This window comes from Acinetobacter sp. AYS6 (assembly GCF_025630795.1).
Taxonomy (GTDB): domain Bacteria; phylum Pseudomonadota; class Gammaproteobacteria; order Pseudomonadales; family Moraxellaceae; genus Acinetobacter.
Map to the genome: position 1 here is coordinate 587,970 of NZ_JAOTNV010000004.1, position 25,102 is coordinate 613,071.

The window sequence follows — 25,102 nt, forward strand, 5'->3', positions numbered from 1 at the left end:
GTACGATATTGATATATCAGTGTGACCAAAAATATTGTGGACATACCAATACAATAAGAAATTTGCATAAGATAGATCATGCATAATTATTTTTCTTTTAAAAAAATATGCATGTTTTGTGCATTTCATTCTCTTGCGATGCACAATTTTAATAAAAATAATATGTAATAAAAAAGCCCGGTAATAAACCGAGCTTTTTTTGTTATCAACTTAATTAGTCGATTGGTGGTACATAGTTACCAGAAGCAATTGCATCTTTAATGCGATCAGCTTCCGCCAATACTTGACCTAAAAGGTTTTTAACGTTTTCAAATGTCACAACAGGGCTTAATGTGGTCATTTTCAATGACTGTACATTACCAACTTTTGTTACACCGATATTTGCTTCACCACGTGCAAACAATTCGTCCGCTACGTTTTGGTTCAAGCTGTCGATAAACTCAACTGGGTAGCCTTGTGGAACAACACGGAATAATACCGAAGCAAACTGTGGTTCAACTAAAAGTTCTAAACCTTCAGTTGCCTTGATGTAATCTGCAACTTCACGAGTAAGTTTTACACCATGGTCAATCATTGAACCGTAAAGGTCTTCACCAAGCGATTCAATTGTCATCCACAATTTCAATGCATCAAAACGACGAGTCGTTTGTAATGACTTAGAAACAAGGTTTGGCACGCCATGTTCTTCGTCATAAGCAGAGTTCAAGTATTCAGCTTCGTAGTGCATGAAACGATAGTTCGCTTCGTCTTTCAACAAGAACGCGCCACAGCTAATGCTTTGGAAATAATGCTTATGGAAGTCGAGGGTAATCGAGTCTGACAATTCAATACCATCAAGCATTGCACGATAATCATTTGACAGAATTAATGCACCGCCCCATGCCGCATCGATATGCATCCATGAACCATATTTAGTGGTAATTTCACGGATTTTCTTCAATGGGTCAATTGCACCGGCATCAGTCGTACCTGCTGTCGCAACAACACAAGCAACCACTTTGCCTTCTGATTGCAAATGCGCCATCGTTTTTTCGAGAGCATCTACATCCATCTGTGCATTTTCATTCACAGGAACAGTCACAACTGACTGGAAACCCATGCCCATCATTGCCATATTCTTTTGCACAGAGAAATGCGCATTTTCAGAACAAATGACTTTGACGTTTTTCATTGCCTCAGCTGGAATACCATCACGCTGTACAGACCATGGATTACCATTTTCGTCTTTCCAGTTTTTCGAAATGCACCAGTCACGAGCAAGCAATACACCCATTAAGTTAGATTGAGTACCGCCAGAGGTGAACACACCTGCCTGACCAGAACCATAACCCACTTTTTGGCGTAACCAATCAATAAGCTGAACTTCCATTAATGAACCGGCGGGGCTTTGATCCCATGAGTCCATAGACTGGTTAGTTGCATTGATAAGTACTTCCGCAATCTGGCTCATTACCATCGTTGGACAGTGTAAATGTGCTAATGAATGCGGATGATGTACTTTTAAGCTTTTATTTAAGAAAAGCTCAATCATACGTTGAAGTGATTCTTGTACACCCATACCTTCTTTTGAAGGTTGGAAAGAAATTGCTGAACGCAATTCTTTAATGCTACCGCCTGTGTACATCTTTTCGTTTTGCAACCATGCTGAAACGGCTTTTACCGCTTCGCCCATTGCTGACTCATAGTCAGCAATGGATTGTGCATCATTGCAGAGTAACGCTTTACGATGTTCTGCAAAATCCACCATACTTATGCGCCTCGTACTGCAACCAATGCTTCTGCAATTGCTTTCTTAAAGCGAGCAACTACTTCAACACACTCTTCTTGAGTGATGATAAGCGGGCAAAGTAAACGAATTACTGTACCGTTACGACCACCTTTTTCAAGCAATAGTTTATTGTTGAAACAAGCAGTTTGAATTGCAGCAGCTAATTGTGAGTCAGCAGGATGCGAACCAATACGATCAGCTGGTTTACGCTCGTCAACGATCTCAACACCGATCATTAAACCGCGACCACGTACGTTACCGATACATGGGAATTCTTGAGCTAATTTTTTAAATTCAGCTTGAAGATAATCACCACGTTCTTGGGCGTTTTGAGCAAGTTTTTGTTCAGTAATCGTTTTTAATACGACAAGGCCTGTACCCATAGCGAGTTGGTTACCACGGAAAGTACCCGTGTGACCAGCAGGTTGCCACGCATCAAATTTACGTTTAATACCTAATACTGCAAGTGGTAAACCACCACCTACCGCTTTAGACATTACAACAACATCAGGTTCAATACCTGCATGTTCAAATGCAAACATTTTGCCTGAACGTGCAAAACCAGCTTGAACTTCGTCTAAAATTAAAACGATGTTGTGCTTTTCAGTCACTTCACGGATTTTTTGCAACCATTTTACTGGAGCTGTAACGACACCGCCTTCACCTTGAATCGCTTCAAGAATAACAGCAGCCGGCTTTGTTACACCGCTTTCAACATCTTCAATAAAGTTTTCAAAGTAGTAAGTTAAAGCGTCAACACCAGCTTCACCACCTAAACCAAGTGGGCAGCGGTATTCATGCGGATATGGCATGAATTGTACACCCGGCATTAAACCGTTAACTGAATTTTTTGCACTTAAATTACCAGTCATAGCAAGTGCACCATGGGTCATACCATGGTAACCGCCAGAGAAACTGATCACTGAACTACGGCCAGTGTAAGTCTTAGCAAGTTTAATTGCTGCTTCAGTTGCGTCTGCACCAGCAGGACCACAGAACTGCAAGCAATATTCTTCTTTACCACCTGGTAAATATGCTAACAATGCTTCAGTGAATGCATCTTTTAAAGGTGTGGTTAAGTCTAAAGTATGCAATGGCAAACCACTTGCCAAGGTATCTTGAATACTTTGAATCACCGCAGGATGATTATGACCTAAAGCCAATGTACCTGCCCCAGCTAAACAATCAAGGTACTCTGTACCTTCAACATCAGTAACCCAGCATCCTTGTGCTTTCGCTATCGCTAACGGTAATTTACGTGGATAGCTACGAACATTTGATTCCATTTGACTTTGGCGAGTCAAATAATATTCGTTAGTAGCATTAGTGGCAGGGTTAACGGAAGTAACGCTCATATCGGATTACCATCTCTGATAGGGGTAGAAAGAAATAAGTCTGGTGACGATTGGTCCTTTGACTCGGTGCTTTATAGAACTAGTAAAGACACTTATTTTATATCTTGTAACTAGGAGCGCGATGATACCTAATTTTACAAGAAAAAAAACGTCTTTTATGTACTTTACTCATCTAATCTTATTGAAAAAATGTATCATCCCAATAGTTATGATGAATTATCATCATACTATGTGACAACCTAAAGAAAATATTCTTTTTTTATATTACTTTGATTTTTTAAGTTACATTGAAATACTTTAATTTTAAGTCTTTATTTTTAGAAGATTTTATCTGTACCAAAATTTAAAAAATCAGTTCTAAATATTACAAATACGCCACAAAATCTGCAAAAGTTATGCATAAGTTATGTTTAACATTTCTTAATGAAAAAAATTAAATCTATATTAATTTTTAAAGGAAAAATTTATGCGTACTTTAGCTGTCTCAACTCTTCTTTTAGGTTCCCTCCTTAGCCCTTTAGTTTTTGCTCAGGATGATAATGCTTTGAACTATAATATTGTGAACGTACAAGCTGAAGCTTCTCGTCAAGTTTCTAATGATGAAATGCATGCAACTTTATATATTGAAAAAAGTAACAAACAACCGGCCGAACTTTCAAATCAAATTAATCAATTGATGAATCAAGCGCTTAATATTTCTCGTAAATATCCTCAAGTAAAAGTGGAAACTGGCGCTCAGAGCACTTATCCAATTTACGATAACGATAGTAATAAGCTCAAAGAATGGCGTGGCCGCGCTGAAATTCGTCTAGAAAGTAAAGACTTTAAAGCAGCAAGCCAGTTAGTCAATGAATTACAGCAAAACTTCCAAACTCAATCGATTAATTTTACGGTTTCTGATGAACAACGTAAAAAAGTTGAAAATGATTTGATGGTTGAAGCGTCTAAAAACTTTCAACAACGTGCTCAAATGTTGACTCAAGCATGGAATAAAAGCCAATACACGCTCGTTAACTTAAATTTAAACACTAACAACTATTTCCCACAGCCTGTAATGCGAGCGAGTATGGCAAAGTTCGCTGCTGCTGAAGCGGCTCCAGCCCAAGACATGGCAGCTGGTGAGTCTAAAATCACCGTAAATGCAAACGGTTCAATTCAATTTAAATAATTTTTTTCATCAAAAAAGCCGCTTGAAAGATGCGGCTTTTTTTGTATGTGCGGTTTAATATATTCAACTCAAATTTTGCAAAGAATCCCAAGCAGCTTTTGCCAAAATATCTTTATAAACTTTAGGATTTGAAGAAACGCGTTGCGATAACCATGCACGGCAGTAATTTTCTGTAGATCCAATGACTAATGAAAGTAATAACTCATGCGGTATAGATTTTAAAAACCCAGCCTCAGCATACTTTGAAATTTCACTAAAGATTTTCTGATTTCTTAATTTATTTTTTTGAACAAGACGCTCTTGGTCCTCACCCTGCATCACACTAAAACGAGCAGATAGTAAAAATTTAGCAAACTCAGGTTGTTCACTTACCCAATCAATATAACTATGAATAAAAGCATATAAAACGTCTTGAAGGGATTTTGCGCCTTCCAGATAGTCATCTCTTAACGTCGCTTGGTCATCTAAAGCAGCAAAGAATAAAGTCGCAACGATCCCTTCTTTATTTTTAAAGTGGTGATAAATAGCCCCTACACTACTGTCAGATTTCGAACGAATCATCTCAATACTTGTGGTTTCAATTCCATTCTCTAAGAAACAAGACAAGGCATCTAACAAAATCTGTCTCTTTAAAGCAGCTCTTCTGCCTGGATATAACCGTTCTAATAACTCTTGTGCAGATTGCATTATTTGTTCCCCAACCAGTTATCGGAGATATTCTGAATGACTTGACTCGCTTTTGTAAACAGAATTATATTCTTTAACAGAAAATAATTCTGTTTTTATTATATGGAGCCTTAAATCATGGCAACCACTTTAGAACTTTGGAACAAAGTGTCTGCTTTTCCTAAAGGAAAATGGACTTTCTCACGCATGCTATGTTTAAAAGCACCGTATTTCGGCAGTATTTCACCATTATTTATTGAGTTAAAACCGAATTATTGTGAAATAGCGATTAAGAAAAAACGTTCTGTTCTCAATCACATTGGAACAGTTCATGCGATTGCGATGTGTAATATGGCTGAACTCGCAGGTGGCACAATGACAGAAGTTACTGTGCCTAACACACACCGCTGGATTCCCAAGGGCATGACTGTCGAATATTTAAAAAAGGCAGAAACAGACTTAATTGCAGTTGCAACGCCTGTAGAAAAAAATTATGACTGGGATAAAGCTGGAGAATATTTAGTGAATGTAGAAGTCTATGATTCACAGAAAGATAAAGTCTTCCAAGCTACGATTACCATGTGGATTTCTAAAAAGAAGTAATAAAAAAGCCCTGAATTCATCAGGGCTTTTTTGATTATTTTTTAAAGGGTAAAGCATATTTAAAGATACGACCCACAACCTGACCAAACTGTTTAGCCAAACTTGCGTTGTTATAGTTCAGACCATATTTTTTACATACAGCTTCAACTTTTGGAGCCATTTGACGATAACGGCGCGCAGGAACATCAGGATATAAATGATGCTCGATCTGATGGCTCAAATGTCCGCTTAAGATATGTAATGCTTCTGAACCTTTTAAGTTTGAAGAACCACGAATCTGGCGCATATACCAATGGCCACGACTCTCTTCTTGTAAAACAGACTTTGGAAATACTTCTGCATCTTTAGTAAAGTGACCACAGAAAATAATCGTAAATGTCCAGATATTACGAAGACCATTCGCAACCAGATTACCAGTAAATACAGGTAGTGCTGCTGGACCGGCAATTAAAGGGAAGAAAACATAGTCTTTAAAAAGTTGTGTACCAATCTTTTTATTAACAGGTTTTAATTCTTCCAAAAATTTTGCCATGCTCTTACGTTTATAAAGAACGCGACCAATTTCAAGGTTCTGAATGGCTACGCCCCATTGGAACAATAAGCAAAATGGAATGCTATAAACAGGTTGAAGTAAGAAACCTGGCTTCCAGCGTTGCTCTGGGAATAAACGAAGTAAACCGTAACCAATATCATCATCTATACCTTTAATGTTGGTATAGGTGTGATGTTTATAGTTATGAGTTTGACGCCAGTTATCAGAAGTACCGACGGTATCCCATTCGTAAGTTTGACCATTAAATTTAGGATCATTCATCCAGTCGTATTGGCCATGCATAACATTATGACCAAGTTCCATGTTTTCCATGATTTTAGAAAAGCCTAATAGACCTGTTCCTAAAATCCATGCTGGTGGGAACCAACCTGCAAACAAACAAGCTCGGCCTAAAAAACTACTGTAACGAACTGCTGCATAGACACGGCGGATATATTTAGCGTCTTTTTCACCCAAATCATCCAATACTTCTTGTTTGATCTGATCGAGCTCTTTTGCAAATGCATCAAGTTCTGCTGGAGTCAAATCGCGATTTTTAGGATTTTTAAAATATTCGACTTTCACTGGCATATTCATAAAAGTTCTCTCTTAAAGATCAATAACTAGATCAGATTGTGCTGAGTTCACACAAATTTTGAGTAATTGGTTTGGTTCGGTATTTTCACTACCATTGAGTAAGTTACGTGTAGACCCTTGAGCTTTACTACAAACGCACTTATTACAAATTCCCATACGACAGCCATGTGTTGGCTTAAGGCCTTCATGTTCCAGACTTACCAAAATTGATTGGCCTTTTGGAATTGCAATGATCTTATTAGACTGGGTTAATGTGACATTTACATAACCAACTTCAGCCGTACTGTCCTGAGTTAAACTAAAAGCTTCTGTTAATACAGTCGGTGCTTTTTCAAAAAGTTGTTCTACTGTTGAAACGAAACCAGAAGGCCCACACGCATATACAGTGCTATTTTCCAAATCATCTACTAATGCTAAATGCTCTGCATTTAAACGTTCATCATTTGGTTTTTCTTGTGTGTAGAAAACCTGATAACTAAAATTTGGGAATTGCTGTGCAACTTTTTCAAAGTATTCGATAAAAGCTGCATCTGAGCGTTGCTTTACCCAATATAAAAGCTGTACTTGAACTTTATCTAACTGCTGGCTTTGTTTAATCGCAGTGATTAAGCTCAACATTGGTGTAATACCACTACCCGCAGCCAACATAATTAATTTCGGTGTTTCAATATTTTGTTGCATGTCACCGTAAGGCTGACCAAGCTCAAAAATATCGCCAATTTGGCTTTCAGTCATAAACCAATTACTGACGATACCATCTTCCACTTTTTTAATCGTTAAACGTAAATGTTGTTGGTCAATTTGCGTCAGGCTATAAGTACGTTCATAGCGACGACCAGCAATTTCAACAATGACAGGATGATGCTGACCAGCAACACCCATTTTCACTAAGCGGTTACATTTTAATGTAAGGCTTACCACGTCATGAGCGACAAATTCTTTTTTTACAATTTGAACAAGCCCATGTTTTACAGACCATAAAGGATTAACTTTTTGTAGCCAGAAATTAGCCATTTCTTTATCAAAGATGGCTTGTGTCAATGAATTGAATAGAGAATTTCTCTTTTCGATTACTTGCATAGCTGGGGCTCTGTCGCTCTTTTTTAATTATTATACACATGTATATATATTTGTATATACACCCGTACTTTTAATTACAATTTCACAAGTACAGCTTCTAAGGCTATAATCTTGTGAGTTTACAAATATATTGAACAGCATGACCCAATCTTCACTTTCTCAGAACCTGAATGACACACCTCTACAACAAGATGTCATTGAAATTAAAACAGCTACGCGTTCTGTGGGAAGAAAAGCGACAATTACTAAAGAAGAACTTTTTCAGGCTGCTCTAAATCTGATTGGCCCACAAAAGAGTATTGCTTCACTAAGTTTACGTGAAGTAGCACGAGAAGCTGGCATTGCGCCAAATAGTTTCTATCGGCATTTTAAAGATATTGATGAATTAGCAATTTCTTTAATTGACCGTGCAGGTATTGTTTTACGTAAAATTATCCGGCAGGCTCGCCTCCGTGCTTCTTTGCAAGAAAGTATTATTCGTAGTTCTGTCGATATTTTTCTTCAGCAATTAGATGCCGATGAAGGTAATTTAAGTTTATTACTACGTGAAGGTTTTACAGGCTCTACTTCTTATAAAGCTGCTGTTGATCGTCAATTAAACTTCTTCCAACAAGAACTGCAAGAAGATTTAATTCGTCTAGAGCGCCTAAATAACAATCACCTATATCATCCTGAACTCGTTGCAAAAGCAATTACGCAACTTGTATTTCACATGGGTGCCAAAGTGATTGATCTTCCAATTCATCAACGTGCGGAAGTTGCTGAGCAAACCATGATTATGATTCGAATGATTTTAGAGGGAGCTCGTCATTTGGATGAAGCAAAAATTCGTTAAAATCATCTAATAAATGGCTTGTTGATGAACAGGCCATTTTTTCCTCTAACTCCTCTATTTCCCAATAAAAATATAATTCACCGATTGAAGCGAATAGCTTGCGAGAGTATAAATAATTATTCCATTTGCTCTTTCTTCTATATTCCCAACGATCTCAGGGATCAACATGCAAAATTTGAATAATCGTCAAAGTCTGATTGCAAGCTACATTCTTATGGGCATCTTTTTGCTTTCGGTTATCCCATTACATCTATTAGCAAGTTTTTTTGCAGGTTTTCTTATTTATGAAATTATTATTAGCTTAAGCTCGGTTGTAGAGCGCTATATTGATGGTCAAAGAGCTCGTATTTTTATTAGTATTTTATTAAGTATTATTACCATTTCCCTTATTGGTTTTTTCATTACAAGTCTGATTAGCTTTGTTGTATATGACCTAAAAGGCGTTGGATTACATAGTATTAATGCAAAGGTCGATCAAACTCTACTGCATTTACAAGCTGAAATTGGCAAATATCTTCCGGGTTATATTCCCGATAGCGTGACGGAATTAAAAGACGAAATTTTCGCGTTTATGAAAGATAATGTGACCATATTAAAAAATACCAGTTCCGATATCTTACATAACTTCGTGACGATGGTTATGGGACTTATTATCGGTATTTTGGTGGCTATACATGGTTTTCATCACCGTAGTCCCCAACCTGTTTTTAAGTCTCTTTTGATTCAACGTATCCAGAAATTATCAATTTCATTTAAAAACGTTGTTTTTGCACAAATCAAAATTTCAGCTATTAATACGCTGCTCTTTATTTTATTTGCCTTTATTTTATTACCGCTTTGGGGAGTCCACCTTCCTTTTGCTAAAACTCTCACTATCTTGACCTTTATGTTTGGACTGATTCCAATTTTAGGTAATCTTATTTCTAATACTTTAACGTTTATTGCCGCTCTTACTGTTTCTCTGGGACTCGCAGGGGTAGCATTACTTTATCTCGTTTTGGTTCATAAACTCGAATATTTCATTAACGCTAAAATTATTGGACATAAAATCAATGCAAATGCATGGGAGATTTTATTAGCGATGCTGGTATTTGAGTCAATTTTTGGCTTAGGCGGTTTAATTGCAGCTCCAATTTTCTATGCATATTTAAAATTAGAACTTAAAGATGCTGGTCTCATCTAATTGAAAATCGATCTATAAAAAAAGCGCCCTCTAGGCGCTTTTTTTATTTTGAGTTAATTATGGCTTAACCACAACCAACACCTGAATCGCTTCTGGTGTAACAGTTAAACCATCAAGCAAGCTCAAGCCTTCTTTTTGCAGCTTTTGTAAACGATCAATTTCATCTTGACGGATACTTGGGTTGAACTGTTTTAGATAAGTTAAACGGTCAATTTCATATTGCCATTTATTGCCATAATGTTCTTTCGCTTGCTGCTGAAGCTGTGGCAAATCCACTTTCGCGATATCCAAAGCTTGTTTATAACGTTGCTCAATAATATCACGGCGGGCTTTAACCACCTGACGACAGCTATTGCCATCTAGGTGATGCAAATATGGTTTCAAAATTGTTGGATCAATTTTTTCAGACAAATCCTGACCATTTTCGCTTAATAACACGCGAATTAACTGCTTAGGCAAGCTCGATGGTAGATTCAACGCCTTAGGCGCAACTACATCGACTTTAAACCACACTTCAATTAATACTGAGCCCTGCTTTAATGCATTAGATTTAAGTACAGCAACATTTGTACTACCAAATGATTGTGTACGGATCATTTCCATCACACTTTCAATAAATGGATGCTCTAAAGTTAAATATTGGGCATCTTCACGAAGCTGAGCCTGATCACGATAGAACGTTGCTGTCATACCTTCTTCGTCTAGCGCCAAACCTTGCACTTGCATTTGGTCTGTTGGACGAATAATCACAGTACCGTTACTTTGCTCATCAAAGTCGATATTGGTTGATGACATAAAGCGCTTCACAAACATTGGTAGCGTTGTATTGTCATCATAATCTTCTAAGGCCTGAACAATCTTTTGTGCCACAACTGGACGACAAGAGTTATATTCAAGTAAACGGTCTCGGCCTGCTTGAAGTTCAGCTTCTAAAGCTTGACGTTGAACATTCACTTCTTCAAGCAAATCTTCAAATGTTTGGCCTTGGTCTGCAAGCAAACAGTCTTTTAATTCAACAATAAAGTTTTCTTGCAACGTTTGCGCTGTCGGCGAAATATTGCTGAAAATATTAAGTGCTTCATTGTACCAACGGAACATACGCTCTTGAGCTGTTCCTACAAGATATGGCACATGAATCTGAATACGGTTTTCTTGACCAATACGGTCTAGACGTCCGATACGTTGCTCTAAAACATCTGGGTTCGCAGGTAGATCAAATAAAATTAGATCACTGGCGAATTGGAAATTACGGCCTTCTGAACCAATTTCCGAACACAGTAGAATCTGTGCACCATAGCTTTCTTCAGCAAAATAAGCAGCCGCTTGGTCACGTTCAAGTAAGCTCATTCCTTCATGGAACATTGCAGTACGGATACCTGCATGCAAACGCAATACGTTTTCTAAAGCTTCAACAACTGGTCCACTACGCGCAATTAAAAGCACTTTTTTATGCTTGAGATCTTTGCGCAGAATTTCCATTACCCATAGTACACGTGGGTCATTTTGCATCCATGAACCATCAAGTTGTGCTTCTTCAGGCCACATCTGCTCACGCAATTTTCCATCTTTTGACCAATCTTCTGGCGCTGGTAATGGTGCTGGCTGACAATCACGCCCTGGGAAGCCTTGAATTGCTTCACGCGTATTACGGAATAAAATACGACCTGTACCGTGACGGTCTAATAATTCGTGAATTGCTCTAAAACGCTGGTCAGGTTGGTCTTCAATAGTGTGACCTAACAAGCCTTCTAAAGCAGATAAATGCTCAGGCGTTAAAGGCTGATCAGACATGAGCACTTCAGCAATTTTTGCTGTCTGCTGGTATTGAGTTTCTTCATCTAAGAAGCGCTCTAAACTACTAAAACGCTGTGGATCAAGTAAGCGTAAGCGAGCGAAATGGCTTTCCACACCTAATTGTTCAGGTGTTGCAGTGAGTAATAAAACCCCTGCTGTATTTTCAGCAAGCTCTTCAATTAAATCGTAGCGATCATTACCGCCTTCTTCTTCGCTCCACATCAAATGATGTGCTTCATCGACCACGAGCAAATCAAAACCAGCTTCTATTGCTTGTTCACGTAAATCATCATGGTCAACCATCAAATCAACGCTAGCAATAATGCATTGCTCAGTTAAGAATGGATTGAGTTCTGGATCATGTTCTTTAATAGATGCAGTGCGTGTTAAATCAAACAGAGAAAATTGCAAATTAAAACGACGGCGCATTTCAATCATCCACTGATACTGTAAAGAATCAGGGACTAAAATAAGAATTCGTTCTGAACGTCCGGTTTTAAGCTGTTGGTGGATAATTAAGCCAGCTTCAATTGTTTTACCCAAGCCCACTTCATCAGCAAGTAAAACACGAGGTGCAAAACGTTTACCAACTTCGTGTGCGATATAAAGCTGATGTGGAATTAAACCAACACGTGCCCCAACCATCCCACGTAGAGGGCTATTCTGCATTTGTGCTTGCATAAGCATCGCTTCAATACGCAGGTCATACCACTCTTTATAGTCGACCTGACTTGCAAGCAAACGATCTAAAGGTTTCGATAACTGAATTTGCGCACCGATACGGGTTTCATTCAGCGCTTTACGATCTTGTTCGCCATTTTCTAAGGTACGAACAACGTTGTAACGTAAAACACCATGTCGGTCTTCAACAGACTCAACAATCCACTTCTTGCCTTCTTGATCTTGAACTTCATCATTTGTGTTAAAGATGATACGAGATAGTGGCGCATTATTACGTGCATATACACGTGTCTCATCACTTTTGGGGAATAAAATGCTGACAGATCTTTCATCTACATCAATAAGCACACCTAAACCGAGCTCAGTTTCTGTGTCTGATAGCCAACGTTGACCAATAGCATACTGCTGCAATTTTTCCACCTTTCTCTCAAGTTCGCACTACATATTGTACGATGCAAATTAGCTTATTTTTGCATCTTTTTATGTAGTCTTTAAAGCAAAATTTTGAAGCAAAAACCAATTAAATGACTTTGCTACAAAAAATCACGCATTAAAATTTTTACATTAAAACGGTACAGGACAGTCAAAAGTTAATGTTTCTGCTGTGACAGGATGATTAAAACTTAACTGTTTGGCATGCAAACATAAACGCGGAACAAGTTGTTGCTCCGGTGTTGCATACAGCGTGTCACCTACAATTGGATGTCCAAGATATTGCATGTGTACACGGAGTTGATGGGAACGACCCGTAATTGGTGTTAATTTCACACGAGTTACAGGCTGTCCCTGAATCTGAAAATGTTCTAGTACCTGCCAATGAGTTAAAGCAGGCTTGTTGTGAGAAGCGTCGACAATATGTAAAGGTGGTCGGCTTGGATCATAGATAACAGGAATATCTACAGTCCCCTCACCCTCTAAATGACCAGCAACCAATGCTTCATATATTTTTGAAGTCTGACGGTCTTGGAATTGACGAGCAATCGCACTTTGACCGCGCTTGGATAAACCAAATACCAAAATACCTGAAGTGTCTCGATCTAGACGGTGAATGAGCAAAGTTTTAGGCTCAATCGCAACCAACCTTGTCAAAACGCTATCATGTAAATCACCCTTACCAGGAACACTCAAGATGTCCGAAGGTTTATGAATCACCATAAAATCATCATCACGATAGATCAGATGTTCACTTAGAAAATCACTCAAAGTTGTATTCCCAAGGCAAGATGAAAAACAAGCGGGCAATAATAAAAAGCTTACGTCCGAATTACAATGCCGTTCGGGTAAATTAACAGCATAATTTGCAAATATTATGGATCACTTGGAGTCTATAGTTAGTCAAGGCTTCAATAACTGCATAATATGCTGCAATGTCGGTGCTTGCATTAACTCTTCAGCGCTCAAGCTCGCACCATTTGCACGCCAAAGTTCGACCAGATAATCCACAGCAGACTGATCTAAACCGTAGTTTCGTAAATCTATTTCCGGGTGAAGCTCCATGGGGTGTCGCCCCACCTGTTCAGCAATTGCCAATAAGATTCCTTTATCCGACAAAATATATTCAGACGGCGCACTTAACGACCATAGGCGCATTAAGGTCTGTGTATTTAAGTGTTTTATATGGTCAAAACTAATCTTTTCAACCCATTGAATGTGCTGCTCTAGATTAGCCGCCAAGATCGCATCATTTACAATAGCTACATAATCGGTAATAGATAAAACAAGCTGCATGACTTGTTTAAACAGAGGTGACAAATCACCTACCATCACAACTTGGGCTTTAGCATTTGACGACAGTCGCTGCCCCAACTGCAACATGGTTTGCTGAAGCTGAGATGCATCAATAAAAATAACTGGAATTTCGAGTGCCTGTGCTCTTTTACTTAGCAATTCTAAATGATCGGCTAATGGCTGGTGCGCCCAGTCAGGTGATTTCTCAAGTTCATTTAGCCCAACCATGAGCAAAATACTTTGTGTAGATTCAATCGACCAATTTGAAGTATTTGCTGCTAATTGGATTTTTCGAGGTAAGGGATAAAACATTGTTCTCAACAAGTAAAAAATAGCTCAAATTAAAAAGCCCGTTTAACACGGGCTTTTTTGCTTACTTCATTTCAGCGAAAGTTTCTTTTGCGGCCTGAATTGTAAACGCAATATCTTCATCAGAGTGAGCAGATGAAATAAAGCCTGCTTCAAATGCTGATGGTGCCAAGTTTACCCCACGCTTTAACATACCGTGGAAGAACTTTTTGAAAGCTTCAATATCACATGCCAACATTGAGTCAAAGCTTGTAATGTCTTCTTGGTCTGTAAAATAAAGACCAAACATTGCACCAGCTTGTTGAGTTTTAAATGGAATACCCGCTTCATCAGCTGCAGCTTGTAAGCCCGCAAGTAACTTTTCAAGTTGAGCAGATAATTTGCTGTAAAAGTCTGGTTGACGTAAATGTTTGAACATCTCGATACCAGCGCGCATAGCAAGTGGGTTTCCAGACAATGTACCTGCTTGGTATACACCGCCTAAAGGTGCGATGCATTCCATAATTTCACGCTTACCGCCAAACGCACCAACTGGTAGACCTGCACCAATAATTTTACCTAACGTCGTTAAATCAGGTTTAACGTTATAAACTGATTGCGCACCGCCTAAAGCAACACGGAAACCTGTCATCACTTCATCAATAATGAATACAGATTTATATTCATCACACACATCACGAATGGCTTGTAAGAAACCGTCGATTGGTTTCACCATATTCATGTTACCCGCAACAGGTTCAATAATGACGCCCGCAATCTCATGACCAAACTTGGCAAAGCACTCTTTTAATGCGGCAATATCGTTGTAAGGCAGCGTTAATGTATGTTTAGCAAAATCAACAGGAACACCTTTTGAAGTCGGCTCACCCTCACCTAAAGTGAGTAAGCCCGAACCTGCTTTTACTAAAAGTGAGTCTGAATGCCCGTGGTAACAACCTTCAAACTTCACAATCTTGTCACGGCCAGTATAACCACGTGCTAAACGAATAGCCGTCATGGTCGCTTCTGTACCAGAGTTCGTCATACGTACCAATTCAATTGATGGCATGATTTCACAAATAATATCTGCCAGCGTTGTTTCGTGTACGGTTGGTGCACCAAAACTTAAACCATCTTCTGCGGCTGTTTGCACTGCTTTAATAATTTCTGGATGAGCATGACCCAAAATCATTGGTCCCCAAGAACCAACATAGTCAACATAACGCTTACCATCTACATCCCATAAATAAGCACCTTTTGCTTTCTCGATGAAAACAGGTGTTCCTCCAACGCCATTAAAGGCACGTACCGGAGAGTTCACACCACCTGGAATGTGTTTGCTGGCTTGTTTAAATAACTGTTCTTGCTTTGGAGATAAACTCATGGAAATGCTCGTCTTAAATATCTAAAAAATAATTTTGAAAGCTTAAGAAAATAATTGTGCCCACGCTTGTACACGGGCAGGAATTTCAGCAGTTGATCGGCCTAATATATCACTAATGACTGCACACAGGTCAGCCCCAGCCTCAATCACAGGCTTTGAGTTTTCAACCGTTAAACCACCAATCGCACAAATTGGTAAATCATATTGGGCTGCCGCTTGCTTAATCACGTCGATACCCACATTACCTGCTTCAGGTTTTGTAGAGGTCGCGTAGACTGCACCAAATGCAATATAAGTCGCGCCATCTGTAATTGCTTTTTGTGCAAGCTCTAAAGAATTTAGGCAAGTACGACCGATAATAACACCTTCCGGTAATTGCGATTTTGCATCGGTAATTTCGCCATCACTTTGCCCTAAATGCACACCTAATCCAAATTGAGCGGCCAGTTTTAGGTCATCATTAATCACAAAAGGAACCTGATATTTTTCACATAAAAGTTTGATTTGTTCAACTTCAGCAGGCTGGTCGGCTTTTTCTATTTTCTTACGGCGGTACTGTAAAATTGCGACCTGATGAGTTGCGAGCGCGGCATCTAGTTTTTCTAATAATAATTGGATTGGGTCATCATTGGTAATGAGATATAAACCGCGCATACTCTACTCTCGCTTTAAAAAACTTCGCTAGTATAACGGATTTATAGGACATCATAAGTACCGATTGATATAGGTCTATTAGTACCAATCGGTATATTAAAATTAGAAATGAAAAATTAACTCGGAATTTTATCGTGCTTGCGATCAGTCAAACTCAATCGGCCACATGCAACATCCGATAACATTCGCCAATCAGAAATAAAGCTATAGAAAGGTTGTTTAAAACTCGCAGGCTTATTTTTTTCAAACACAAAATGTCCAACCCAAGCATTTGCATAACCCGCTACCAAACCATAGAGAACATATTTGGCTTGCTTTTTACGAATGGCTTTAGAAAAAAAGTATATGCCAATACTACTACCCACCACATGTAAGCGTCTGCTCATGATGTTACGGTGTTCAGTTAAATAAAAACGATAAAATTCCTGATAGTTTTTAACCGGCAATTCAAACTCTGGCTGAGCTTCATGGCTAAAGTTTACTGGTGCATTCACGATCATCTTCCTGATTTTTATTTGATCAAAACATCACCTGATTGTACACCTAAATAAAAGTGTAGCGTCATATGTTTGATTGTAACTTTCTCTATCAAAACCATTATTTTTAGCACTAAGCTATTATACTTATTCAAGATAGTTAAATACCTGATTCAGGGAGATATATTATGGTCGAAGTCGAGCTAAAGTTTCAGTTACCTGAATCGAAGAAAAAAACTGTCCAGCAATACTTAAAAAAACATAAAGCAAAGAATATTCACTTACAGGCAAAGTATTACGATACTCCTGATCGATTACTTGCAAAAAATGGCATGGCCTTACGTCTACGTAAAGAAGATGATCAATGGGTACAAACATTTAAAGCCGCAGGTCAAAGCCACCTTCACCGTGTTGAAGAAGAAATTCATTTAGGTGCGTGTGACCAAGAACCTGACTTAAACCTTGCGTTATATCAAGATAATAAAGTCGTAACTGATTTAATTAATACAGCTCTAGGTAAAGAAGCTGAAAAGTTAAGTTTGCAATTTGAGACGGATGTACAGCGTACTTATCATGTATTTGAAGCAGACAATACAGCTATTGAGGTTTGCCTTGATGACGGTGTTGTAAAAACAGCAAATACACAAAGTGTAATTTGCGAAGTTGAGTTTGAACTCAAGCAAGGTGCAGTGAAAACGCTCATTCAGTTTGCACAGCAATGGATTAATCGTTATGCCCTTTGGCTTGATGTAAGAAGTAAAGCTGAGCGTGGTAATTTATTGGCATTAGGGCAAGCGGTCTCACCTGCTGTTCATGCTAAAGCACTATCTTTAAATAAAGATATTACTGCTGAACAGGCCCTCAAAAAGATTATTGAAAACTGTTTAGGACAATTTTTACCAAATATGGCTGCAATCGCCGATGGTGTTACCGAAGCTGAACATATTCATCAGGCGCGTGTGAGTTTGCGCCGTTTACGTAGTGCACTTAAGCATTTTTCTGGCTGGTCAAGCGAGTTAAATCCCCTTTGGGAAGAACAAATTGCCGAGCTTTTTCGCCAGCTTGGGGACACTCGTGATGAAGATGCTATTCGTACCGAAGTGTTACCTATTATTCAAAAACATGGCTCACCTGAGCTTTTACTGCCAGTTTCAGCACAGCCCCCAAAAGAACTCTCAACACTTTTTACCTCTGCGGACACGATTAAGCTATTACTCGATTTATTAGCATTTGCGTATTCAGAAGAAGATTCAAAGAACAAAAGAAGTGGCTTAAAAAAACATATTAAAAAGAGTTTAGATAAGCTACATCATAAAGTGATCAGCAATGCTGAACATTTCTCTGAACTTGAAATTGCTGAACAGCACAAAATACGAAAGCAAGCTAAACAGTTACGTTATTGTGTTGAGTTTATTTCGAGTCTTTATCCGGACAAAAAAGTACAGCAGTATTTAAAACAGCTACAACCAGTACAAAATACCTTAGGTCACTATAACGACTTATTTATTGCAGAAGGTATTTTCAATAAAGTTGTCGAAAATGACTCGTCTTTCTGGTTTGCTCTAGGCTGGGTAAAAGCCAAACAGCCTCACCTACAAAAGCGCTCGGCAAAAGCTTTACAAACTTTTAGTCAGGCTGAAACTTTCTGGTAATTTATAAAAAGTCGCTGTAAACACGCAGCGACTTTTTATCGATACTTACCAAATACTTTCCATACACCATTATCTGCTAACGGATCACTATAGCTATCACTACGTTGCTTTCTTGGTTTATCGCGAGCATCGACCAATTTAAAATGCGGCTCAACCCCTAGCACAATACCATTGGTGTAAAACCGTGAACGTGTATATTCGCTTTGCCCATGCTGGAATACATAGGTTCTTAAGTCAATGAACTCACGATGAGCAACCAAAGCCGCGGTATCATCGCTCTGCAGCCATTCTTGCATCGTAAAAATCTGGTCTGTTTCAAACTGCCCACATTTTTCAATAAGACTCGCAACACCACGGAAAGTTTTAGATTCTTTTGCGCGTGTTTTATTAATCCGAATTCGGTCTACATGAAAAAAGAACAATGGTAAATTTAAATGACTTGGCAAATGAATCGCATCTGGTAATTCATCTTCCATAAATGGCTGAAAAAGTTCTTGTGCCCTTTCAATTAGCCCCTGCCATTGCTGGTAATAATTTTCGACTTCTTCTTGCAAGCCATAATAAATCGGTAATCCTTCGACATGCTCTAAATATTGAGGTGGGAAAACATGCTGGCGTAATAAAGCAATGTCTGTTTTTAAACTTTGAATCGCAATTGCATCTTGCATATTAGTCTCTCCTACCAATACTTAGGCTATTTACAGACTAAGTCAAAGGTTTTGTTTCCGCAAGCGTTTGCCTATAATAAGCAGCTCTATTTTTGCGGGAATAAGTCATGTCTCAAAAGATTAATGCAACAGATATTACTGAAGAAGAAGCATTAAATGCTGTTTTCTTTGAGCGTGCGGATGAATTCATTAAACAAGCCAATGATTTTTGTCGCCCGCCAAAAGGTGAAAAGCCTGATCCAGCCGAGCTGCGTGGTCAAGTAAGTGCCGCAATGTTGTTTGCGAGCGCCCGTTTTAACACATGGGTAGCAGCAAATAATTTTAAAGATAGCGAAGAAATGCGCGCTGCTAAAGATCAAGTCATGTCTTATCTTGTGCAACAATTTCAAATGATGCTTGAAGATAACTTTGATGAATATTGTGAACAGTTCGAAAATTATTTACGTTTCCGTAAAAATGAAGATTTTCACGCGCATAAACATGATCATTAAGATGATTTAAATAGCCAAATAAAAAGCCACAATTTAGTGGCTTTTTATTTAAAAGAAGACTTTATTTTTTTGCTGCCTGACCATATTGATCAGCCATAACTTCAACTAAATGTTCAAGTTTAATATACTTTTTAATGACTTTATTTACGTCTGCAACAGTCAGTTTAGTCAGCTCTTGATCATGTCGAATTCGATCTTGTAATGTTTTATCAGACTCGAGCTGAAGATTTAACATACCATGAATATTACGTTCATCTTCTAATGCCGTAACTCGTTTCTTCATGATATCTGCTTTAGCAGCTTCAAGCTCTTGCTCAGTCACACCATTTTTCAACAAGTCATTTAATACTTTGTGTATTGATGCAGAAACTTGCGCTGAACGACCCGAAGTATAATTTGCGCTAATGCTTAAGGCTCCAACATTCGTATCACGATCAAGCTGTAACCCACTTCCAAAACCATACACTAATGCATTTTTCTCACGAAGCTCTTGAGCCAAACGTGATGAAATTTGAGACTCACCTAAAATATAGTTAAGTAAAATTAAAGCAGATGCATCAGGATGATTTTTCCCGACTGGTAGAGCGAGCACACTTTGGTAGCTACCAAATTCACGCTGCTCAGATAAAACATGCACTTGCTGAGCCGGAAAATCCACATGATCAATCAAGATTTTTTGATAAGGCTGCTTCCCATTCCAACGACCAAATTCCTGATTAAGTAATTTCTGCATTTTTTTTGCATCAAATTTACCCGTAATGGCAATTTGAGCGTGGTTCATTGCAAAGAAACGCTCATACAACTCTTTCACTTGCTCTTGAGTTGCATTCTTCAATTGCTGTTTTGCCAGTTCAGGTTCGAAGTGATAGCGTAAATCACCCGGTTGATATTCTTCAAGCAAACGTGAAAGTGTTAGGCCTGCTACTACATCGGGCTCGGTATAAGGACGATCTAGACTTGATAAACTCTGTGATTTAATTAAATCAAATTGAGATTGCTCAAATTTCGGATTTTTCATCACATCAAGAACAAACTTAAAAAACTCATCAAATTTTTCTGATTTAGACTGAATGTTAATGGTCATACCATTGCCATCAGCACTCGCATAAGCCGCACCGCCCGCATCAATTGATTTATCAGCAATATCTTGCAAACTGTATTTATCAGAACCACGTAGTAATAAATATGAGGTTAAATCGACGACCGTACCTTTATTAAATAAAGATTTTTCTGTCCCGAAATCCATTGTAATCGTTGCATAAGTGCGATCATCACGTGTTTCGACTGGGAATAAAGCGTACTTCATTCCATTTTTCAGTTTTCCACGAATAATCTTTTTCTCATTACTTTCTACATATTGTTTTGAAGCTTTTAAAAACTCTGTCACTTCTTGTTGATAAGCTTTCGGGTCTTTTAAAGGCTCTGCCTTTGCTTCTACCTGATCGAGAGTTTTAGGTGCCTCTTTTGAATTTTGCTGTTGAGCTTTTTTCTGGTCTTCAGGTGTTGGTAAAATATCACCATCAATACGATGATCAGCAACAAGGAACTGTTTTAAAGTTTGATTTACTTGATCTAACTTAACATTTGCTACTGAATCTAAATCTTTAAAATATTGATCCCATTGCCCACCAGCGACCGTGTAATCACTCAAACGTGACCCAAGTGCTACTGCATCTTTAGTGATTAAATCGCCTTGTGTTTTCATTAAACTCTTAACACGATTTAACTCAACTTCAGTGAAGGGCTTCCCTTTCTCAATACCGGCAAGCAAAGAACTTTCAACTTTTTTAGGGTCATTACTTGGCGCATAAATGGCACCCAGAAATACCACATTAAAATCTTGGTCTAACCAAGTACTCGCCTCAACATTGGTAGTAATACCTGTTTCAACCATGTTCTGATATAAATGACCACTTGGCTGCATGGTATATAACAAAGGAGCTAACGCGAGTGTCGGCTGAATTTTGGTATTTTTACCATTCATATAGATATGGAATTTAGCAAGATCACTCCCCTTTTTCACTACAAACTGACGATCTTTTATTTTTGTAGAGTCAAGCACAGGAATCTGTACAGTCTTCGGGACTTCTCTTGCCGCAATTGGACTAAAATATTGATCAATTGTTTTTAAAACATCTGTTTTATCAAACTTACCTGAAATCACCATGACTGCATTATTGGGTGCATACCAGCTACGATAAAAGCGGTCTAGCTCAGCCATTTTAATCGATTTAAGCTCAGGTAAATCCCCAATCGGTAAACGACCTAAATATTGATTACCATAAGCCGATTTCCACATTTGATCCATCAAGACAGCAAATGGCTGATCCATACGGACTTCGCGTTCACGTTTTACGATTTCAATTTCTGAAGGAACAAATTTTTCTTGTAAAACTAATTTATCCATACGTTCCGATTCAAGATACAGCACTTGATCTAGTGCAGTCTTTTCTGGACGAACGATATTCGTATATTTGGTTGAATAATAATCTGTGCTTGCGTTCGTCATCAATGTATATTGATCTAAACGACGCTGGAATTCTTCCCCTTTAACGTTCTTGGTGCCTTTAAAAGCCAAGTGCTCAAGCAAATGAGCTAAGCCACTTTTGCCTTGCGGGTCATTTAATGAACCTGTTAAATAAATGGTATTAATAAAGATTTTATTTTCTTTGTCATTCGGCGCAAGTACAATCCGAAAACCATTATCTAATTTATATTCCTCAATATTTTGCTTACTTTTTACTAGTGTAGTTTGTGCCCAAGACGCAGCACTTAAACCAAGAATACATAGGGAGAGAGTCAGTTGTTTAAACTGCATAAACATATAAATACCAATTAATTTGAATAATAAAAAATCAATAGTTGTGGGACTATAGTAGGAAATTTAAGCTGACTTTCATAGTAAAGTTTTGAAAAAAAAGCCGTTTATTTAAACGGCCTTATATTTTAAGGAAAAATTTCAGCTTGCATATAAAGTTTCCCATAACCTGAAATTTCAATACGATCTTCAGACAGGATGTTGCAATATAAAACGCCTCCACGGTTAGAAGCCTGATAAGCCATAATATTATTTTTGCCCAGCTTTTCTGCCCATAACGGCGCTATAGCAGTATGGATCGAACCTGTAACAGGGTCTTCATCAATACCAGCGACAGGAGCAAAATAACGAGAAATGCAGTCATATTGCAGGTCGGCTTTTGAAGTTATTGCCACGTCCATACCTGTAGTTGTAATTGCAGTCCGTTTACCTAAATTTTTGAGTAAGTTCATGTCAGGCTGTTCATCTAATACATCTTGAACTGACTCATATTCAACAATGTAAGCTTGAACATTTTGATAAACGGCTTTAAAGGGCTTAGTTAATGCCTCACGTAAAACAGCCGGATAATCTTCGACTTGATGAGCTTTACGAATCGGAAAATCCATTCTGATTTTGCCATCATCATCTTGATGAACGATAAAAAGACCTAAGTTTCGTACATGAAAATTAATCGTCTTCTTGTCAGTAAAATCTTTAAATATTACAAAAGCGCTAGCCAGTGTGGCATGCCCACAAAAATCGACTTCAACCGTTGGCGTAAACCAACGAATTTCATAATTTTCAGCATCTATAATTTTTACAAAGGCAGTTTCAGATAAGTTATTTTCAAGTGCTATCTTCTGCATTAGCTCTTCATTTAGCCATTCTTTTTCAACAACGACAGCAGCGGGATTGCCACGAAATAACTCTTTTGTAAAAGCATCGACTTGATACATTTTCATGATATTTAACTCTTATAATTTAGCTCATTTTCTTCAATTTTTTTAAATATAAACAGACACAGATTTTAAAAAATTAGCATCACAGTCATCATTCACTCGTAAAAAAACGACCCAATCAAATTGATTGGATCGTCTCTTACAGTGTATTAGTGATGTGTTAATTCAATTTCATCTTCACTGTTTAATATATCTTTATCTGTCTGGCCCATCAATTGACTGGTCACAACACCAGCAGTCATCGAACCATTTACGTTTAACGCAGTACGGCCCATATCAATGAGTGGTTCGATTGAAATAAGAAGTGCAACTAAAGTCACAGGTAAGCCCATAGCTGGAAGAACAATCAGCGCAGCGAAAGTCGCACCACCGCCTACTCCTGCAACACCAATTGAACTTAAGGTCACAATACCCACTAACGATGCAATCCACATTGGGTCTAATGTGTTAATTCCCATGGTTGGCGCAACCATAACTGCTAGCATTGCTGGATATAAACCCGCACAACCATTCTGACCAATGGTCGCACCGAAAGAAGCTGAGAAACTTGCAATCGATTCAGGAATACCTAAACGGCGAGTTTGCGCTTCAATACTCAGTGGAATACTGGCAGCGCTTGAACGGCTGGTAAATGCAAAAGTCAGAACAGGAGCAACTTTTTTAAAGAACTTAAGTGGAGAAACACCTGTCAGGGTCAAAATAATGGCATGCACAACAAACATGATGGCTAAACCTAAATAAGATGCCACCAAGAAGCCGCCTAAGTTTAAGATATCTGCGACATTCGAACTTGCCACAACTTTGGTCATAAGCGCAAAAACACCGTAGGGTGTTAATGTCATAACGAGACGAACCAACTTCATGACCCAAGACTGTAAAGTCTGGATTGCGGTTAAAATACGCTGACCTTTCTCTGCATCATCTTTCATTAGGTTGAGCGCTGCTATTCCTAAAAAGACAGCAAAAATAACCACACTAATAATTGAAGTTGGGTTGGCACCAGTTAATTCAGCAAATGGATTACTTGGAATAAAGGAAAGAATAAACTGCGGTACACTTAAATCGGTAACTTTACCCACATAATCTGTATTAATAGCAGTTAAGCGTGCAGTTTCAGCAGCGCCTTGCACCAAACCTTTCGCAGTTAAGCCAAACAGGTTAGTAACAAATACCCCTACCAGTGCAGCAATCAGCGTTGTAAAGAGTAAAGTGCCGATCGTATAAAAACTGATTTTGCCTAAAGATGAGGCTTGGTGTAATTTTGCAACTGCTCCCAAAATAGACACAAATACCAAAGGCATAACAACCATTTGTAAAAGTTTTACATAGCCGTTTCCAACGATATTAAACCAGCTAATAGATTCAGCAAGAATCGGATGGCCACCGCCATAAATCAAATGTAGTCCTAAACCAAACACCACACCGAGAATTAAGCCAGCCAGAACTTTTTTCGATAAGCTCCAATCTGTTTTACGTGTTTGGGCGAGTAAAAATATTAACCCGACGAAAACCACAATATTGATGATTAAGGGTATATTCATTCCCAAACTCCAAATTATTGCTTGTGTCATCTTTCAAGGGGGCATATTTGACCATAGCCGGCCTATATAAACTACCCTTTTCCACAATTTTATAGCATCAAGATGATTACAAACTTGCGTGAGAATATAAAATGACTTTTAAATACATATATATCACTTTTAATTTATAAATTACGTAGGATATTTATGTATAAAAATC

Annotated in this window: 21 protein-coding genes; 6 read left to right on the forward strand and 15 right to left on the reverse strand. The window is 38.3% G+C overall.

The window, feature by feature from the left end:
- Nucleotides 1-214 precede the first annotated feature (214 nt).
- Together OD757_RS03605 and OD757_RS03610 are read right to left on the reverse strand one after the other, a co-directional pair.
- Entirely contained in the window at nucleotides 215-1,747 is a 1,533-nt protein-coding gene (locus OD757_RS03605) for a pyridoxal phosphate-dependent decarboxylase family protein (protein WP_263030880.1), read from the reverse strand.
- 2 nt (nucleotides 1,748-1,749) lie between these two features.
- Entirely contained in the window at nucleotides 1,750-3,123 is a 1,374-nt protein-coding gene (locus OD757_RS03610) for a diaminobutyrate--2-oxoglutarate transaminase (protein WP_263030881.1), read from the reverse strand.
- Between the two features lie 466 nt (nucleotides 3,124-3,589).
- Here OD757_RS03610 and OD757_RS03615 point away from each other — a divergent pair, with 466 nt between their 5' ends.
- The gene (locus tag OD757_RS03615) at nucleotides 3,590-4,291 is read left to right on the forward strand and encodes an SIMPL domain-containing protein (RefSeq protein ID WP_009393520.1); all 702 of its coding nucleotides are present in this window, start codon (nucleotides 3,590-3,592) and stop codon (nucleotides 4,289-4,291) included.
- Between the two features lie 63 nt (nucleotides 4,292-4,354).
- Here the strand turns inward: OD757_RS03615 and OD757_RS03620 are convergent, their stop codons facing one another.
- Entirely contained in the window at nucleotides 4,355-4,978 is a 624-nt protein-coding gene (locus OD757_RS03620) for a TetR/AcrR family transcriptional regulator (protein ID WP_263030882.1), read from the reverse strand.
- A 117-nt stretch (nucleotides 4,979-5,095) separates the two neighbouring features.
- On the opposite strand from OD757_RS03620, the gene OD757_RS03625 reads away from it, so the two are divergent.
- Nucleotides 5,096-5,560, forward strand: a complete 465-nt coding sequence (locus OD757_RS03625; RefSeq protein WP_009393665.1) for a hotdog fold domain-containing protein — start codon at nucleotides 5,096-5,098, stop codon at nucleotides 5,558-5,560.
- 34 nt (nucleotides 5,561-5,594) lie between these two features.
- On the opposite strand, the gene OD757_RS03630 is transcribed toward OD757_RS03625, so the two are convergent.
- Both OD757_RS03630 and OD757_RS03635 read right to left on the reverse strand, forming a co-directional pair.
- The gene (locus OD757_RS03630; protein ID WP_009393562.1) at nucleotides 5,595-6,689 is read right to left on the reverse strand and encodes a fatty acid desaturase family protein; all 1,095 of its coding nucleotides are present in this window, start codon (nucleotides 6,687-6,689) and stop codon (nucleotides 5,595-5,597) included.
- Between the two features lie 12 nt (nucleotides 6,690-6,701).
- Entirely contained in the window at nucleotides 6,702-7,769 is a 1,068-nt protein-coding gene (locus OD757_RS03635) for a ferredoxin reductase (protein ID WP_263030883.1), read from the reverse strand.
- Between the two features lie 139 nt (nucleotides 7,770-7,908).
- On the opposite strand from OD757_RS03635, the gene fabR reads away from it, so the two are divergent.
- Both fabR and OD757_RS03645 read left to right on the forward strand, forming a co-directional pair.
- Nucleotides 7,909-8,604, forward strand: a complete 696-nt coding sequence (gene fabR, locus OD757_RS03640) for an HTH-type transcriptional repressor FabR (RefSeq protein ID WP_009393459.1) — start codon at nucleotides 7,909-7,911, stop codon at nucleotides 8,602-8,604.
- A 166-nt stretch (nucleotides 8,605-8,770) separates the two neighbouring features.
- Complete coding sequence (locus OD757_RS03645) at nucleotides 8,771-9,787, forward strand: AI-2E family transporter (RefSeq protein ID WP_009393722.1); 1,017 nt, start codon at nucleotides 8,771-8,773, stop codon at nucleotides 9,785-9,787.
- A 57-nt stretch (nucleotides 9,788-9,844) separates the two neighbouring features.
- Here OD757_RS03645 and rapA read toward each other — a convergent pair whose 3' ends face one another.
- The 6 genes from rapA to OD757_RS03675 all read right to left on the reverse strand — a co-directional run bounded on the left by rapA (nucleotide 9,845) and on the right by OD757_RS03675 (nucleotide 16,816).
- Nucleotides 9,845-12,682: an RNA polymerase-associated protein RapA gene (rapA, locus tag OD757_RS03650; protein WP_263030884.1), complete on the reverse strand. Its 2,838-nt coding sequence runs from the start codon at nucleotides 12,680-12,682 to the stop codon at nucleotides 9,845-9,847.
- Between the two features lie 144 nt (nucleotides 12,683-12,826).
- Nucleotides 12,827-13,465 carry an RluA family pseudouridine synthase gene (locus OD757_RS03655; RefSeq protein ID WP_009393487.1) on the reverse strand — a complete coding sequence of 213 codons (639 nt, stop codon included), beginning with the start codon at nucleotides 13,463-13,465 and terminating at the stop codon, nucleotides 12,827-12,829.
- Between the two features lie 132 nt (nucleotides 13,466-13,597).
- Nucleotides 13,598-14,302, reverse strand: a complete 705-nt coding sequence (locus OD757_RS03660) for an acyl carrier protein (protein ID WP_263030885.1) — start codon at nucleotides 14,300-14,302, stop codon at nucleotides 13,598-13,600.
- A 61-nt stretch (nucleotides 14,303-14,363) separates the two neighbouring features.
- Nucleotides 14,364-15,662 carry a glutamate-1-semialdehyde 2,1-aminomutase gene (gene hemL, locus OD757_RS03665; protein ID WP_263030886.1) on the reverse strand — a complete coding sequence of 433 codons (1,299 nt, stop codon included), beginning with the start codon at nucleotides 15,660-15,662 and terminating at the stop codon, nucleotides 14,364-14,366.
- Nucleotides 15,663-15,704: 42 nt separating this feature from the next.
- Nucleotides 15,705-16,316, reverse strand: coding sequence for a thiamine phosphate synthase (gene thiE / locus OD757_RS03670; RefSeq protein ID WP_263030887.1), 612 nt, complete (start codon nucleotides 16,314-16,316; stop codon nucleotides 15,705-15,707).
- Between the two features lie 116 nt (nucleotides 16,317-16,432).
- Nucleotides 16,433-16,816, reverse strand: coding sequence for a DUF962 domain-containing protein (locus tag OD757_RS03675; RefSeq protein ID WP_263030888.1), 384 nt, complete (start codon nucleotides 16,814-16,816; stop codon nucleotides 16,433-16,435).
- A gap of 164 nt (nucleotides 16,817-16,980) precedes the next feature.
- Here OD757_RS03675 and OD757_RS03690 point away from each other — a divergent pair, with 164 nt between their 5' ends.
- A complete protein-coding gene (locus OD757_RS03690) occupies nucleotides 16,981-18,444 on the forward strand; it encodes a CHAD domain-containing protein (protein ID WP_411267178.1) in 1,464 nt (487 codons plus the stop codon).
- Between the two features lie 35 nt (nucleotides 18,445-18,479).
- Here OD757_RS03690 and OD757_RS03695 read toward each other — a convergent pair whose 3' ends face one another.
- Nucleotides 18,480-19,112 (reverse strand): hypothetical protein, encoded by a 633-nt coding sequence (locus OD757_RS03695; protein WP_017387283.1) that lies wholly within the window; start codon nucleotides 19,110-19,112, stop codon nucleotides 18,480-18,482.
- A 107-nt stretch (nucleotides 19,113-19,219) separates the two neighbouring features.
- Between OD757_RS03695 and OD757_RS03700 the strand changes: the two genes are divergently transcribed.
- Nucleotides 19,220-19,603, forward strand: a complete 384-nt coding sequence (locus OD757_RS03700; RefSeq protein WP_263030889.1) for a DUF3144 domain-containing protein — start codon at nucleotides 19,220-19,222, stop codon at nucleotides 19,601-19,603.
- A gap of 61 nt (nucleotides 19,604-19,664) precedes the next feature.
- Here OD757_RS03700 and OD757_RS03705 read toward each other — a convergent pair whose 3' ends face one another.
- From OD757_RS03705 to OD757_RS03715, 3 genes are all read right to left on the reverse strand, one after another.
- Nucleotides 19,665-22,427 (reverse strand): M16 family metallopeptidase, encoded by a 2,763-nt coding sequence (locus tag OD757_RS03705; protein ID WP_263030890.1) that lies wholly within the window; start codon nucleotides 22,425-22,427, stop codon nucleotides 19,665-19,667.
- Nucleotides 22,428-22,549: 122 nt separating this feature from the next.
- Nucleotides 22,550-23,365 carry a PhzF family phenazine biosynthesis protein gene (locus OD757_RS03710; protein WP_263030891.1) on the reverse strand — a complete coding sequence of 272 codons (816 nt, stop codon included), beginning with the start codon at nucleotides 23,363-23,365 and terminating at the stop codon, nucleotides 22,550-22,552.
- Nucleotides 23,366-23,511: 146 nt separating this feature from the next.
- Nucleotides 23,512-24,903 carry an L-cystine transporter gene (locus OD757_RS03715; protein WP_263030892.1) on the reverse strand — a complete coding sequence of 464 codons (1,392 nt, stop codon included), beginning with the start codon at nucleotides 24,901-24,903 and terminating at the stop codon, nucleotides 23,512-23,514.
- Nucleotides 24,904-25,102 lie beyond the last annotated feature (199 nt).